Origin of the sequence: Tatumella sp. UBA2305 (assembly GCF_002345795.1) — a bacterium.
GTDB lineage: Bacteria > Pseudomonadota > Gammaproteobacteria > Enterobacterales > Enterobacteriaceae > Tatumella > Tatumella morbirosei.
The window spans coordinates 25,792-39,979 of sequence record NZ_DDVT01000025.1; the positions used below are offsets into that span (position 1 = coordinate 25,792).

11 protein-coding genes are annotated in these 14,188 nt (G+C 50.2%); 7 read left to right on the forward strand and 4 right to left on the reverse strand.

Translation table 11 applies throughout. The features are described 5' to 3' along the window. Positions 1-319 precede the first annotated feature (319 nt). The 3 genes from gltP to B3Z23_RS17390 all read left to right on the forward strand — a co-directional run bounded on the left by gltP (position 320) and on the right by B3Z23_RS17390 (position 3,957). Positions 320-1,627, forward strand: a complete 1,308-nt coding sequence (gene gltP / locus B3Z23_RS17380; RefSeq protein WP_294912469.1) for a glutamate/aspartate:proton symporter GltP — start codon at positions 320-322, stop codon at positions 1,625-1,627. Between the two features lie 148 nt (positions 1,628-1,775). After that, positions 1,776-2,687, forward strand: coding sequence for an N-acetylmuramic acid 6-phosphate etherase (gene murQ / locus B3Z23_RS17385; protein ID WP_294912470.1), 912 nt, complete (start codon positions 1,776-1,778; stop codon positions 2,685-2,687). 226 nt (positions 2,688-2,913) lie between these two features. Then, positions 2,914-3,957, forward strand: coding sequence for a YncE family protein (locus B3Z23_RS17390; RefSeq protein ID WP_294912471.1), 1,044 nt, complete (start codon positions 2,914-2,916; stop codon positions 3,955-3,957). Between the two features lie 144 nt (positions 3,958-4,101). Here the strand turns inward: B3Z23_RS17390 and B3Z23_RS17395 are convergent, their stop codons facing one another. Together B3Z23_RS17395 and sbmA are read right to left on the reverse strand one after the other, a co-directional pair. Continuing rightward, complete coding sequence (locus tag B3Z23_RS17395; protein ID WP_294912472.1) at positions 4,102-5,019, reverse strand: ParB/Srx family N-terminal domain-containing protein; 918 nt, start codon at positions 5,017-5,019, stop codon at positions 4,102-4,104. A 226-nt stretch (positions 5,020-5,245) separates the two neighbouring features. Further along, entirely contained in the window at positions 5,246-6,481 is a 1,236-nt protein-coding gene (gene sbmA, locus B3Z23_RS17400) for a peptide antibiotic transporter SbmA (protein WP_038023747.1), read from the reverse strand. Between the two features lie 300 nt (positions 6,482-6,781). On the opposite strand from sbmA, the gene B3Z23_RS17405 reads away from it, so the two are divergent. The 3 genes from B3Z23_RS17405 to B3Z23_RS17415 are packed head-to-tail and all read left to right on the forward strand — an operon-like array spanning position 6,782 to position 10,641. After that, the gene (locus B3Z23_RS17405; protein WP_294912474.1) at positions 6,782-7,519 is read left to right on the forward strand and encodes a gluconate 2-dehydrogenase subunit 3 family protein; all 738 of its coding nucleotides are present in this window, start codon (positions 6,782-6,784) and stop codon (positions 7,517-7,519) included. Between the two features lie 2 nt (positions 7,520-7,521). After that, entirely contained in the window at positions 7,522-9,306 is a 1,785-nt protein-coding gene (locus B3Z23_RS17410) for a GMC family oxidoreductase (protein WP_038023741.1), read from the forward strand. A 12-nt stretch (positions 9,307-9,318) separates the two neighbouring features. Continuing rightward, positions 9,319-10,641, forward strand: a complete 1,323-nt coding sequence (locus B3Z23_RS17415) for a c-type cytochrome (RefSeq protein ID WP_294912476.1) — start codon at positions 9,319-9,321, stop codon at positions 10,639-10,641. Positions 10,642-10,695: 54 nt separating this feature from the next. On the opposite strand, the gene B3Z23_RS17420 is transcribed toward B3Z23_RS17415, so the two are convergent. Both B3Z23_RS17420 and B3Z23_RS17425 read right to left on the reverse strand, forming a co-directional pair. Beyond that, positions 10,696-12,108, reverse strand: a complete 1,413-nt coding sequence (locus tag B3Z23_RS17420; RefSeq protein ID WP_294912478.1) for an MFS transporter — start codon at positions 12,106-12,108, stop codon at positions 10,696-10,698. Positions 12,109-12,344: 236 nt separating this feature from the next. After that, on the reverse strand, positions 12,345-13,217 hold the full coding sequence (locus tag B3Z23_RS17425) for a nucleoside-specific channel-forming protein Tsx (protein ID WP_294912479.1): 873 nt from the start codon (positions 13,215-13,217) through the stop codon (positions 12,345-12,347). A 498-nt stretch (positions 13,218-13,715) separates the two neighbouring features. On the opposite strand from B3Z23_RS17425, the gene B3Z23_RS17430 reads away from it, so the two are divergent. Further along, positions 13,716-14,186, forward strand: coding sequence for an OsmC family protein (locus tag B3Z23_RS17430; protein ID WP_294912481.1), 471 nt, complete (start codon positions 13,716-13,718; stop codon positions 14,184-14,186). The last annotated feature ends 2 nt before the right edge of the window (positions 14,187-14,188 follow it).

Below are 14,188 nucleotides of genomic sequence, written 5' to 3' on the forward strand. Positions count from 1 at the left end.
CGCAGACTGACGGTTGATTATCCACTCAAAACTGGCAACAGAATTCAGGATATTCTGATCTTATTATCTATTTCCATAACAATTAGTTATAACAGAAATCGCCCTGCGGTAAAGATTCGCGGAGTTAATTGTTGTTTTTATTCGTTATGGAATAAGGTTGCCATAACCTGCCCAAAAATGTTACTTATCTATCTCTTATGCAGGGTTTGGCAGCAATTCTCGTCGATTTGAGGTCTGTTTTTACCCGGTGTTTGTTCACTTCACCGAATAATTCTCTGCTGATGAGAAATGAAAGGGAAGTCTGACTAAGGAAACAAAAATGAAGAAAGGCATAAAGATTAGTCTTGCCTGGCAAATACTGATTGCGTTGATTTTGGGAATTGTTGTGGGTGCTGTCCTGCATAACCAGCCAGGTGACCGTGACTGGTTGATCATCAATATCCTGAAACCTGCCGGTGACATCTTTATTCATCTGATCAAGATGATTGTTGTCCCGATTGTTATCTCATCACTGATTGTCGGCATTGCCGGGGTGGGTGATGCTAAAAAGCTGGGGCGGATTGGTGTAAAAACCATCCTTTATTTCGAAATTATCACTACGATAGCCATTATCCTGGGGATCACATTAGCAAACGTGTTCCATCCGGGGACTGGTATCGATATGTCGACCCTGGCGACTACCGATATTTCTAAATATGAAGCGACGACCCAACAGGTGCAGAATGGCCCGCACAGTCTGGTGACTACCATCTTATCGGTTATCCCGCAGAATATTTTTGTCTCGCTGGTGAACGGTGACATGCTGGCGATTATTTTCTTTTCGGTAATGTTCGGTATGGGGCTGTCAGCCCTGCCGGCAGAGCACCGCGACCCGCTGATTACGCTGTTCCGTTCGGTCTCCGAAACCATGTTTAAAGTCACGCATATGATTATGCGCTACGCACCGGTCGGGGTGTTTGCGTTAATTGCCGTGACGGTTGCCACCTTTGGTTTTGCTTCGCTGTTCCCGCTGGCTAAACTGGTCGGTCTGGTTTATGCCGCTATCCTGGTGTTTGCGCTGGTGATCTTTGGGATCGTGGCAAGAATCTGCGGGTTACGGATTATGACCATTATCCGGATCCTGAAGGATGAGCTGATTCTGGCCTACTCAACGGCCAGTTCGGAAACCGTTCTGCCACGTATTATGGAAAAGATGGAGGCTTACGGCGCTCCGAAATCTATCACCAGCTTCGTCGTACCTACCGGCTACTCGTTTAACCTCGACGGTTCTACCCTGTATCAGAGTATTGCGGCGATTTTTATTGCTCAGTTGTATGGCATTAATCTGTCACTCAGTGAAGAAATTATGCTGGTACTGACACTGATGGTGACCTCAAAAGGGATTGCCGGGGTACCCGGAGTCTCGTTTGTGGTACTGCTGGCGACTCTGGGTAGTGTCGGTATTCCGCTGGAAGGTCTGGCGTTTATTGCCGGGGTTGACCGTATTATGGATATGGCACGTACTGCCCTTAACGTTGTCGGTAATGCCCTGGCGGTACTGGTTGTGGCTCGCTGGGAAAAACAATTCGATACCGAAAAAGCCCGCGATTACGAACAGAAAATGAAGGCGCATTTACTGGCTGATTAACCTGTGTGGTGCGGGGTCGTCTCTGACCCCGCACGCTTTGCTCCGCCATACCTCTTCCGATGAAATTGTTCCAGCCCGTCCTGCGCTTTCCCCTCTGCGCGGCATGTTCTATGATGCAGCCTGACTTACCACAGAACAGGTAATGGATATGACGCTTGACCTGAATAAGATGATTACGGAAGGCCGTAATCCTGCCAGTGAAATTATCGATCAACTGACAACAGAACAGATGCTGACGGTTATCAATCAGGAAGACCAGAAAGTCGCCCTGGCTGTGGAAGCTATTTTGCCGCAGATTGCCACAGCGGTGGATGCCATTACTGCTGCCTTTGCCGCGCGAGGACGGTTGATTTACTGTGGCGCCGGAACTTCCGGGCGGCTGGGAATCCTGGATGCCAGTGAGTGCCCGCCAACCTTCGGTTCCCCGCCTGAACAGGTGCAAGGGCTGATCGCAGGTGGGCAGCGCGCGATTCTTCAGGCGGTAGAAAACGCCGAAGATAATCGTCAGCAGGGCGCAAGCGATTTGCAGAAAGTGGATTTCAGTGCCGGGGATATCCTGGTCGGGATTGCCGCCAGTGGACGTACCCCTTATGTGCTGGGGGCGATGGAATATGCTGAGCAATGCGGGGCGGTGGTTATTGCGCTTAGCTGCAATCCGCAGGGGGAAATGGCGGCCAAAGCGGCCATCGCATTGACGCCTGTGGTAGGACCCGAGGTGATCACGGGGTCTTCACGCCTGAAAGCCGGTACCGCGCAAAAGATGGTACTGAATATGCTGACCACGGGAGCGATGATCCGTAGCGGCAAGGTCTTTGGCAATCTGATGGTCGATGTCGAAGCCACAAATCATAAACTGGTGAAGCGACAAATTAATATTGTGATGCAGGCCACTGACTGTGATGCAGCCACGGCTGAACAGGCACTGAATGCCTGTCACGGACACTGTAAAACTGCCATCGTGATGTTGCTGGCAGATCTGGATGCCGTTCAGGCGACGGCCCTGTTAGAGCAACATCGCGGCTTTATTCGTCAGGCACTTGCCGCTTCAGTAAATCACTAAACAGCAGCTTCTTCACAGAGTTCCCCCTGTTAAGCGGAGTCAGTGTTTACTGACTCTACGTTATCAGGGCGAGGCCTGATAAAATGCTATCCATTTCAGATGTAAATGATTATTCTTATCATAAGGAAACTCATTTTACTTTCCTGTCAGGTTATTGCATCACGAATCTTTGATTTGTCGATATTTACGGTTATGTGAAGTTTCTTACTCTGGAGAAGTCACCTAAATGCTTAGTTCTCATTCTGCTTTTTTCCGTCCATTGGTACTGGTTACCGCGCTATTATCTGCCCAGACCTTTGCTGCTGAAGCTACGGCTATTCATCAGCCGGTAGGCAGTGGTTTATATGAACTGGCGTACAGCCAGCCGGATAATGCCTTATTTGTCGCCAGCTCCCAGGGCCGGGATGACAAAGGCGGGGTGGTGTATCAGCTGGACCCGAAAGATTTGCATACTGTGCAGGCACTGAAAAACCAGTACAAACCTTTCGGTATCGCCCTGGATGCTCAGAATAACGTGTTGTTCCTGGGGAACAGCCGTGAAAATGCCATCACCTCGATGAATGCTAAAACCGGTGCTGAAATTAAACACCTGGTACTGGATAGCCGTCAGCGGAGTGAAACCGTTCGTCCGTTGGCAGTTCGTGAAATTGTGTTTGATGCGGCCAGCCAGCGTCTGTATGTTCCCGGGGTTGGGGGGGACGGGGTTGTCTGGGTGGTGGATGCGAAAAACCTGACTCTGCTAAATACGATTGAGCATACCGGGAAAATTGCTACCGGCATCGCGCTCGACAGCGATAACCATACTCTGTATATCTCTAACGGTGATGGCGAGTTGCTGGTGATCAACACCCATACCAATGCCATCGAAAAACGGGTTAAGCTGGTCGAAAACGGTGACAGTGCATTACTGAATATCACGCTGGATAAAGCTGGGCACCGGCTGTTTATTTCTGACTTTAAACAGGCCGGAGTACTGGTGGTGGATACCCGTACAGACAAACTGATTCATACTATCGATGTCCCTGAATCGCTGTCGGTACTATTTAATCCTTCCCGTGACGAGTTATATGTCACTCACCGTAAGGCCGGTACTGTCAGTATTGTTAATACTAAAGATTATTCGGTGAAACAGACCATCAAAGCTCCGGGGCTGCCAAACAGTCTGGCGCTGTCCGCGGATGGTAAGACACTGTTTGTTTCGGTGAAACAACCGGCGACACGTCAGAAGCCTGCCACTGCACCGGATGAGGTGATGCGTATTAGTCTGTAACCGAAAACGGGCTGAAGAGACGACAAGGCAAGAGGTGAGATTCAGCCAGTGGTACTGCATTCCCCCGGCTGAAGGGGAATGCAGAGGGAGCGTCCCTGCTCCATTTGCCTGCAAAGGCGCTTCAGGGTTGAGTCTGAATGCGGTTTAAGATCTAGCGACCGCCGAACTAAACAGCACCGACAGTTTCCCGCTTGGTTTACTCAGTTTATCCAGTTTTTTCTGGTTTACCTTATCCAGTTTACCCAGCCGATCCAGCGTAGGGGATGAGGCGTCGCTGGTGGTATGCTGGCTGCCATCTGCGGCAACCATGGCTTTCGCTGCCCGGGAAAGGTAGGCGGCATAGCCTGCTTTGGTCGCTAATTCACTCTGGCTGGCAGGTTGATGATGACGCAGCCAGTCGCCTAAATAGAACTCCAGAAATGGCGGTGCATCCTTAGGTTTCTTATAAGAGACGGACCGCAGGAAATAAAGCACGGACCGATAAGTATCATTCGCCATAAATTTCATTCCGACCTGCGGCGGCAAATTCGCCGGAGTCACCGCGTTGCCTGCCGGATCTTTCAGCCAGGCCAGGTTATGCTGCTGCATCCAGGTCCAGAAGGCCGCCATGTCTGGCAGCGAGCTCAGATCATTGGTGATCCGCACACTGTAGGTGAAGTCCTCACCCCGTGCGATATCACGGTAAACACTGACCGTATGGTGGCCATCAGTCAGATAAACCTGGTGATTCGGGGCAATAACCGCACTTTTTATCGCCTCCGGGTAAGTCCCGTAGGCTGACTGGCAAGTGAAACTCGCAGGTTGGGTGATTCGCGACTGGCTATCGTAATGACTGGCTTTACCGGCCCCATTTTCTTCGCAGAAACTGTCAAATAACTCACCGGGGTTAGCCTGGTATTTCGCAACCTTATAAAGAATCTCATCATACCCTACCGCCGGCTGGGTAGGGTGGATCTGGCTGACGGAGAGTTGTTTGATGCTGGCCGTGTCCGCGGCCATACTGTGCGCTGATACTACGCCGGTCAGCAGTAGCATCAGGCAGGATAATCCGGTTTTTTTCATTTTTAGGTTCCATTCTTAAACAATTCGTCTCTGCAAACGTTCACTGGTGGTACGAGCAAGGTGGCCGCAATACATCAGCAGATGCAGTCACTATACCCATGAAATTCCCTGACCATTGTGAATATTAGCGGGGTATTCTGCGCCTGCTTTATGAATTAAAAATGAATGTGTCAGCCAGGAGGGGAGACAGGCTTCTGCATAACGCAGAAACCTGTCGGTGTACCTGTTAATCTGCCGCGTCGTGCATCATTTCGTCATGAGGTTTATCCTGCAGGATCTGCTCAAAACTTCTCAGACGTTTATAGATAGACATCAGCTCAACCAGCGTTGACCAGGAAGTGATCAGATACTGGAAGGAAGAGCGTACCTGTTCAAACACATTCGATACCTGGTTCATTATTCCCAGTGTAATGGTCCCGGCAACAATTGACGGGAACAGAACGAACAGACCAAATACGTTATCAACCTGCAGATACAAGATGCGGGTAATGTTGAAATACAGATAATGGAAATAGAGCCGGAAGTAGTTGTATCTGACCCGGCTAAACAGGTCATGAACCGTCGCCGGTGAGGCTCGTTCAGCATCGTCTTCGCCGTAAACCAGCTCTTTACGATACGCGGCCTCAACCCGTTGATTACGAAACTCCAGGCCAGGTAATTTAATCCCGACCAGCGCCAGTAATGCCGTACCAAACAGTGACCACAGCAACGCGATAATCACCAGCGCATACGGAATATTACCGACAATCGGCACATCTTTAACATAATGAGACAGGGAAACCAACACCGGCAGGAAGGCTATCAGCGTCATAATCGCCTGAATAAAGCTGACCCCCCAGTCTTCCAGGGTACTGGCAAAACGCATGGTGTCTTCCTGAACCCGCTGTGCCGCACCCTCTACCTGACGCAGGCGCTGCCAGTTGGCCATATAGTAATTGTTCATGGCGGTACGCCAGCGGAACACCCAGTGGCTGATAAAGAAGGAGTTCATCACCCCGATCACCACCGCCACCAGTGCTATGCCCAGGAAAGCAATCACCTCCGAATAGAATACGGTGATTGGCACTGAACCGGCTTTAGTCAGGGCTTTTTGAATCAAATCACCAAACGGGCCGTACCAGGCGTTAATAGCGACTCCGACCTGTACATTGAACCAGGAGGTGAAAATGATCAGTGCAGAGCCCCAGACTGACCATAACTGCCAGGGATGATTATCAATCACTCGCCAGCACAGCGCAAACAGTGCCGTCGCTATCCAGAAATAGAGATAAAACCAGACCTGTGACAGATGAATAAAGCGGGATACGGTCGTTGGCAGCGGGCTACTGGCCGCTTTGGCTAACGCCGGAATCCTTTCGAGCGCGTGCTCCCCGAAAAAGAACCAGACCAGGATGGTCACCAGGCTCCAGATGGCGGCGCTGGCGAAAAACAGCCCCGGGCGTGGAAAAAAACTTTTAAACATAGCAACTCCGTTAAATAGTCACATCCTGTTATAGCGTTAAAGCCTGTTAACTGTCTGTTGAAGGATGTTTCTGACAGTGACAAACCCTGAGTGTTGCCAGCTGCTTCTCCTGCAGCCTGGGATGAAATTGTTAATAAAAATGGCGATTGATGTTTTTTTCTACTGAACCTTTGTCATTACAGGTGTAGAATATAAGGATTGTTACCGGTAACACTTGCTTGTTACTTATCCGGAAACAAAATAAACATCTTAAAAGTTTAACATTTCATGCTGCATTATATGCGGTACTGAGGCAATGTCATGTCAGAACAGATCAAAGGGCAGTCTCGCAGGGATTTTTTACTAAAAACGATCACTTTAGCTCCTGCAATGGCTGTCGGAAGCACTGCTATTGGTTCACTTGCACTTAGCCCGGCAGCTCAGGCTGCCGATACTCAATCCAACGGCCCACAAAAGGCCCGTGACTATCAGCCTGCCTGGTTTACCAAAGAAGAGTTTGCGTTTATCAGCGCGGCTGTGGCCAGATTAATTCCTGCGGACTCTCGCGGGCCAGGCGCACTGGAAGCCGGTGTGCCTGAATATATCGACCGGCAAATGGATACACCTTATGCCACCGGTTCAAACTGGTATATGCAGGGGCCATTTGCTCCGGATACTCCGAAAGAACTGGGTTATCAGTTGCCGCTGGTACCAAGGCAGATTTACCGGCTGGGCCTGGAAGATGCTGACAATTACTGTAAACAGCAATATGGTCATGTGTTTGCTGAGCTGAGCGACGACCAGCAGGTCTCTGCGCTGAAGGCCTTTGAATCTGGTCAGGCGAAATTTACCCGGCTTCCTGCCACCCTGTTTTTTTCTTATTTACTACAGAACACCCGCGAAGGTTTCTTCAGCGATCCCATTCACGGCGGTAACCAGGGTATGACTGGCTGGAAACTGATTGGTTTCCCTGGTGCCCGGGCTGACTTTATGGACTGGGTCGAACGTGGTGAACATTATCCATTCCCACCGGTATCAATTCGCGGAGAAAGGGCATAAAAATGGCCAGTGTAATGAAAAAAACAGATGCTGTGATTGTAGGTTTCGGCTGGGCCGGGGCGATTATGGCAAAAGAACTGACAGAAGCCGGATTGAATGTTGTCGCGCTGGAGCGTGGCCCACAGCGTGATACTTATCCGGACGGCGCTTACCCGCAGTCTATTGATGAGCTGACTTACAACATTCGTAAGAAGCTGTTCCAGGATTTATCGAAAAGCACAGTCACTGTTCGCCACAATCCATCGCAGACTGCCGTACCCTATCGTCAGTTAAATGCGTTCCTGCCTGGAACCGGTACCGGTGGCGCCGGACTGCACTGGTCAGGGGTCCATTTTCGGGTTGACCCGGCTGAACTTCGGCTGCGTAGCCATTATGAAGAGCGGTATGGCAAAGACTTTATCCCTGAGGGTATGACCATCCAGGATTTTGGTGTCAGTTACGATGAACTGGAACCATTCTTTGACCAGGCCGAAAAGGTCTTTGGGACTTCCGGAACGGCCTGGACGGTAAAAGGTAAGCTGGTTGGAAAGGGCAAAGGAGGGAACCCGTTTGCCCCTGATCGCTCCAGTGACTTTCCTCTGAAGGCACAAAAACGGACTTATTCGGCACAATTATTTGCCGAAGCAGCAGAGTCTGTGGGCTATCACCCGTATGATATGCCATCCGCGAATACCTCAGGTCCTTACACCAATACTTATGGTGCTCAGATGGGGCCGTGTAATTTCTGCGGATATTGCAGCGGTTACGCCTGCTATATGTATTCAAAGGCCTCGCCGAACGTCAATATACTGCCGGCTTTACGTCAGGAACCTAAATTCGAATTACGTAATGATTCCTATGTGCTGCGGGTCAATCTGACCGACGATAAAAAACGTGCGACCGGGGTCACCTACGTCGATGCCAGCGGACGCGAGTTTGAACAGCCCGCTGACCTGGTCATTTTGTCTGCGTTCCAGTTTCACAATGTCCATCTGATGCTGCTTTCAGGTATCGGTAAACCCTATAACCCGGTGACCAACGAAGGGGTGGTAGGGCGTAACTTTGCTTATCAGAATATCTCTACTCTGAAAGCCTTGTTTGACAAAAATATTACCACTAACCCGTTTATCGGGGCCGGTGGCGCGGGGGTCGGGGTGGATGACTTTAATGCCGATAACTTTGACCATGGTCCATACGGTTTTGTCGGGGGATCGCCGTTATGGGTAAACCAGGCGGGGGTTAAACCTATCTCCGGGCTGCCGGTACCCACTGGGACGCCGGCCTGGGGCAGCGAATGGAAAGCTGCCGTCGCTGATACCTATACGCATCATGTCTCGATGGATGCGCATGGCGCCCACCAGTCTTACCGCACCAACTATCTTGACCTGGATCCGAACTACAAGGATGTCCACGGACAACCCTTGCTGCGCATGACTTTTGACTGGCAAGAGAATGACATCAAAATGTCGCAGTTTATGGTGTCGAAAATGCACAACATTGCACAGGCCATGAATCCGAAAATGATTATGGGGGGGCCTAAGACTCCGGGTACGCATTTTGATACCACGGTGTACCAGACGACCCATATGAATGGCGGCGCCATCATGGGTGAGGATCCGAAAACCAGTGCTATCAACCGCTATCTGCAAAGTTGGGATGTGTCGAACGTGTTTGTACCAGGGGCTTCTGCGTTCCCGCAGGGGTTAGGTTATAACCCGACCGGGATGGTGGCAGCACTGACCTATTGGTCAGCCAAAACCATCCGGGAAGTTTACCTGAAAAATCCGGGTCCGTTGGTACAGGCATAAGAGGCACAGAAAATGAAAAAGAGCATTTTAGCGCTGGTGTTGGGTTCACTGGCTTTTTCTGCCATGGCCGAAGATAACAGTGGTCAGGATTTGGTGAAACGGGGCGAGTATCTGGCGCGGGCGGGTGACTGTGTTGCCTGTCATACCAGCGAAGGCGGGCAGCCTTTTGCCGGCGGATTACCGATGGCAACGCCTATCGGCAAGATTTATTCAACCAATATTACTCCCGATAAGACTTACGGTATCGGGGATTATACCTATGACGATTTTCAGAAAGCAGTACGTCATGGTGTGGCGAAAAATGGTGAGACATTATATCCGGCCATGCCTTATCCGTCGTATGCAGTCGTCAGTGATGACGATATGCATGCCCTTTACGCCTACTTTATGCAGGGTGTAAAACCTGTCAGTCAACCTAATCACGCGACAGATATCCCCTGGCCGCTCTCTATGCGTTGGCCACTGGCGATATGGCGGGGCATGTTTGCTCCTGAAGTAAAACCAGCCACGGCACAGCCAGGAGAAGATCCGGTGCTGGCGCGTGGGCGTTATCTGGTTGAAGGCTTAGGGCACTGCGGTGCCTGCCATACCCCCCGCAGCATCACCATGCAGGAAAAGGCGCTGAACAATAGCGAAGGTACTGATTATCTCTCTGGCAGCAGTGCGCCTATCGATGGCTGGACTGCCATTAACCTGCGTGGCGACGATCGTGATGGTTTGGGCCGCTGGTCGACCAGCGACATTGCTCAGTTCCTGCGCTATGGACGAAATGATCATACCGCTGTGTTTGGCGGCATGACCGATGTAGTACAGCATAGCCTGCAATATCTGAGTGATGACGATATTAATGCGATAGCCCGCTATCTCAAATCGCTGTCACCGCGTGATAGCCAGCAGAAGGTATTTAAGGCAGATGATTCTGTCTCGCAGGCACTGTGGAAGGGTAACGATCAACAAACCGGGGCTGCTGAGTATGTTGACAGTTGTGCTGCCTGCCATAAAACCGATGGCAGTGGATATACCCGTTTCTTCCCGGCGCTGAAAGGCAACCCGGTGGTGCTGGCTGAGGATCCTACCTCACTTATCCATATTGTACTGACGGGGGATACGTTACCCGGAGTTCAGGGAGCGCCATCAGCGGTTACCATGCCGGCATTTGGCTGGCGGCTTAACGATCAGCAGGTGGCAAATGTCGTGAACTTCATCCGTAGCAGCTGGGGAAATACCAGCACCTCGACGGTATCGGCTGACCAGGTCGCGAAGCTGAGAAAATCAGAGGATGTACAGGGGAAAATGGGCGCTGAGTCAGTAGAGAAATTGCCTAAGCAACCTTAACCATCAGGTCCGGCTCTCCGTCACAGGGAACAGGTGGAAAGCCGGACCAACAGATTATATATTTTCGAGATCCAGACCGCGGGTTTTCGGACCATAAATGCCCACCGACAGCATCACTATCAGCATGCTCAGGACGATAAAGATAATCACCCCCTGGCTGCCGGCGTACTGAAGTATCAGCCCAATCATAATGCTGCTAAACACCGTCGATAACCGACTGAAGGAATAACAGAATCCTACTGCCCGGGCACGGATGTGCGTCGGGAAAATTTCGGTCTGATAAGCATGGTAACTGTAGGTCAGCCAGGCGTTAGAATAGGTCACCAGGAAACCACAGACGATCAATAGTAGCGGCTGAGTCACCAGCGCGAATAATGTCCCAAATACCACCGTCATCAGACAGGCCAGCACAATCTGCCATTTGTTTTCGATTTTATCGGCGTAGCGGCTGCAAATCAGTGAACCCAGCGGGTAGGCCAGAGTAATGAAAAACGCATACAGCAGGCTGTGGGTCAGGGTGGTTCCCTTACCGGACAGCAGCGCTGGCAACCAGTTGCCAAAGCCAAAGAAACCAATCGCCTGGAAGAAGTTCATCACCACCAGCATCAGCGTTCTTTTCCGCCATTCCGGCGCCCATATTTCGCTGAATTTCCCCTTGCGCGGAGTGGCCGTTAAATCTGCATGTGGCAGTTGCTCCACGGAGGGAGGTGTCACCCCACAACGTATTTCCATGGCACTAAGCACCTGGTGAGCTTCCTGATGGCGGCCCTGTTGTGCCAGCCAGCGAGCCGATTCCGGCAGATTACGGCGAATACTCCAGATCACTAACGAGCAGACCGCCCCGGCAATAATCACCCAACGCCAGCCTTCCAGATTCAGCAGTGTTTGCGGAATCAGCCACCACGACATTAGCGCCACGGCCGGTACCGACAAAAACTGAATAAAAAAGGAGAAGGCAAACGCCCGGCTCCGTAAATGAGCCGGCATCCATTCGGCCAGATAGGTATCAATAGTAACCAGTTCCACTCCCAGACCAATCCCGACCAGAAAGCGGCACAAAATAATGCCTTCCGCACTGTTCTGAAATGCCATCACTAATGAAAAGATCCCGTACCAGGCGAGGGCACACATAAAGCTGAAGCGACGGCCGAATTTATCGGCGTATTTCGCCAGCAAACTGGCGCCGACAAATAACCCCAGAAAAGTGACTGAAGCGAATGCAGCCTGATCAGATATACCGAAAACGCCATCCTTTCCCAGATGAAATATCTTTTCAGAGAGTAAACCTGAACTAATATATCCCGTTTCGAATAAATCATAGAGTTCAAAAAAACCGCCCAGCGCCAGAAGAGAAATAAAACGCCACAGACTTTTGCTGGAGGGTAATGCATCGATGCGTGCAGCGATGGTGTAATTATTACTTTGCGGAACAGCAGAATATCCTGCTGTGGTACAGGTAGATGACATAACGAACTTAACCTCGGGATCACTGTATTTGCAATGCTGCGAATCACATTATTAGTATCGGATATCAGGGGTGATCAGCAGTGAACAAACAGCAGAATAGTCGAAGGAAAGAAAAAAGACGAGATTAAATATGATTAATTAGCGGGGGATATCAGGTTTTTTATTCCTGCAGAAAAAAGATTTCCTGCAGGAATAACACGGCTAACTACATTCGCTGTGTGGCAGCGAGGGGTTTATCAGAAACTATAACCGACAACGGCATAATATCCCCAGCCGGTGGCCCGGGTGTTGAAATCGCCGCTGCCAAAGTTAAGTGTGGTACCTTCTGACCATTGTCCGCCGTTATGGAAATAACGGGCCACCAGAGAATAGTGCCAGTGGTCATAGCTCAGTGACAGAATATGGCTGGAGGCGATAGAGTTCCCGGAACGTGACGGGCCTGATTTCTCACGCAGGTCAGAATCCCAGTCAAAGTTGGTAAATCCGATATAACTTAAATTGCCGCCCCAAAGCGTGGTCAGAGGCAGGAAGTATTTAATTTTAAAACGGTAGCCATCCCAGCTGTTTTCATTCGCCGCACCGTAGTTTTCCCACTGATATTTAGCGTAAACGTTTAACGACAATCCCAGTTTAGTGCCGGTATCGATATCCGTACCTAATCCCATATACCAGGTATTCTGGCGGTTGTCGTTATTCGGCCCCATGTCATAGATATAGTTGTTGGCAAAATACCACTCTTTAAAGGGGCCGAATGCCAGGCTGGTACCGGTCAGCTTATCTATAGAAAAACGGGGTTCAATTTCCATAAACAGAGGAGAGCCTACCCCTTTGTCCCAGATCCCGTTATCGTTACCGTTACCGATACCAAAGAATTTGGGTACATCGACATAGCCGTAGAAATCAAACCAGTCTTTATGGGCAAACGCTTCGTATTCGAGGTATAAATCATTATTCACCTTCGGTCCGAAGCGGGTGTGGTAACTGCCGACCACGTTAACGCTTTGGTGCCACCAGTCAGAAACATACTGCGGAGATGTATCTGCGGCGTAAGACGAGCCCATGACTGAACCCGCGAAAACTGTTGCTGCCATCATTAATTTATATTTCATTTTATATTGACCACTCGCTTTTTTTACCAATCACGCCGTACGCTGACGGAGTAAATAACCACGCAGAAAAAGAAATCAAACCATAAAGATAGTTCCGGGCGTGCCGGTACTCTGTCAGGCAGGATCATGCCTGATATCATACGCGAGTAATCATACATAATTCACATTTGACAAAAGTTGTTGCAGTTTAAATCACCATTAATGTGATTATGATCACATTAATGAACGAGACATACGGAACTTTTCCTGCCGGTAGTCTGCCAGCTAAACTTGTGGGTGAGACGTCGCTGACCAATGAAGAAAATTTTCGGGAGCGGTTTTATCCGGAAAACAGGGCCTGTTCCCCCTGCAGTTCCGGGGCCGGAACACATTCGTGTCAGCGTTATGACAGTGGTTAAACAATAAGTAAGTGTTATGATTAAACCGCCATAATCGGCGGGTTTTGCCACAGTAATCGCATTTTATCACCTGAAATTTTCAAACGGTTAGGAGCTACAGATGGCTGTCAGACAACATCATTATCAGGTCACCGTGACATGGACAGGGAATCGCGGAGAGGGAACTTCCTCCTATACTGCTTACGATCGCTCATCTGATTTACAGGCCACCGGCAGGGATCCCATCGCTTTGAGCGCTGACCCGGCGTTCCGTGGTGACGCTTCCCGCTGGAATCCGGAACAATTGCTGCTGGCTTCTGCTTCTGCCTGCCATAAATTGTGGTATCTGCACGTTTGTGCTGACGCCGGAATCATTATTGATGAGTATCAGGATAACGCTGAGGGAACCATGGTTGAGGGCGTACGCGGGCATTTTACCCGCATGACTCTGCGGCCGCAGATCCGCCTGCGTCATCCTGAAGATCAACCGCGAGCAGCAGATCTGCATCACAAAGCCCACGATGCTTGTTTTATTGCTAATTCACTGAATTTTCCGGTGGATATTGAACCAGTATTTTTACACGATAAGTAGTT

Bases quoted from the DNA above. Each gene is read 5' to 3' on its own strand.
- B3Z23_RS17425 (WP_294912479.1), bottom strand. From the start codon at position 13,217: ATGAAATATAAATTAATGATGGCAGCAACAGTTTTCGCGGGTTCAGTC.
- B3Z23_RS17395 (WP_294912472.1), bottom strand. From the start codon at position 5,019: ATGAAAAAAACCGGATTATCCTGCCTGATGCTACTGCTGACCGGCGTA.
- B3Z23_RS17420 (WP_294912478.1), bottom strand. From the start codon at position 12,108: ATGTCATCTACCTGTACCACAGCAGGATATTCTGCTGTTCCGCAAAGT.
- B3Z23_RS17430 (WP_294912481.1), top strand. From the start codon at position 13,716: ATGGCTGTCAGACAACATCATTATCAGGTCACCGTGACATGGACAGGG.
- B3Z23_RS17410 (WP_038023741.1), top strand. From the start codon at position 7,522: ATGGCCAGTGTAATGAAAAAAACAGATGCTGTGATTGTAGGTTTCGGC.
- B3Z23_RS17415 (WP_294912476.1), top strand. From the start codon at position 9,319: ATGAAAAAGAGCATTTTAGCGCTGGTGTTGGGTTCACTGGCTTTTTCT.
- murQ (WP_294912470.1), top strand. From the start codon at position 1,776: ATGACGCTTGACCTGAATAAGATGATTACGGAAGGCCGTAATCCTGCC.
- gltP (WP_294912469.1), top strand. From the start codon at position 320: ATGAAGAAAGGCATAAAGATTAGTCTTGCCTGGCAAATACTGATTGCG.
- B3Z23_RS17405 (WP_294912474.1), top strand. From the start codon at position 6,782: ATGTCAGAACAGATCAAAGGGCAGTCTCGCAGGGATTTTTTACTAAAA.
- sbmA (WP_038023747.1), bottom strand. From the start codon at position 6,481: ATGTTTAAAAGTTTTTTTCCACGCCCGGGGCTGTTTTTCGCCAGCGCC.
- B3Z23_RS17390 (WP_294912471.1), top strand. From the start codon at position 2,914: ATGCTTAGTTCTCATTCTGCTTTTTTCCGTCCATTGGTACTGGTTACC.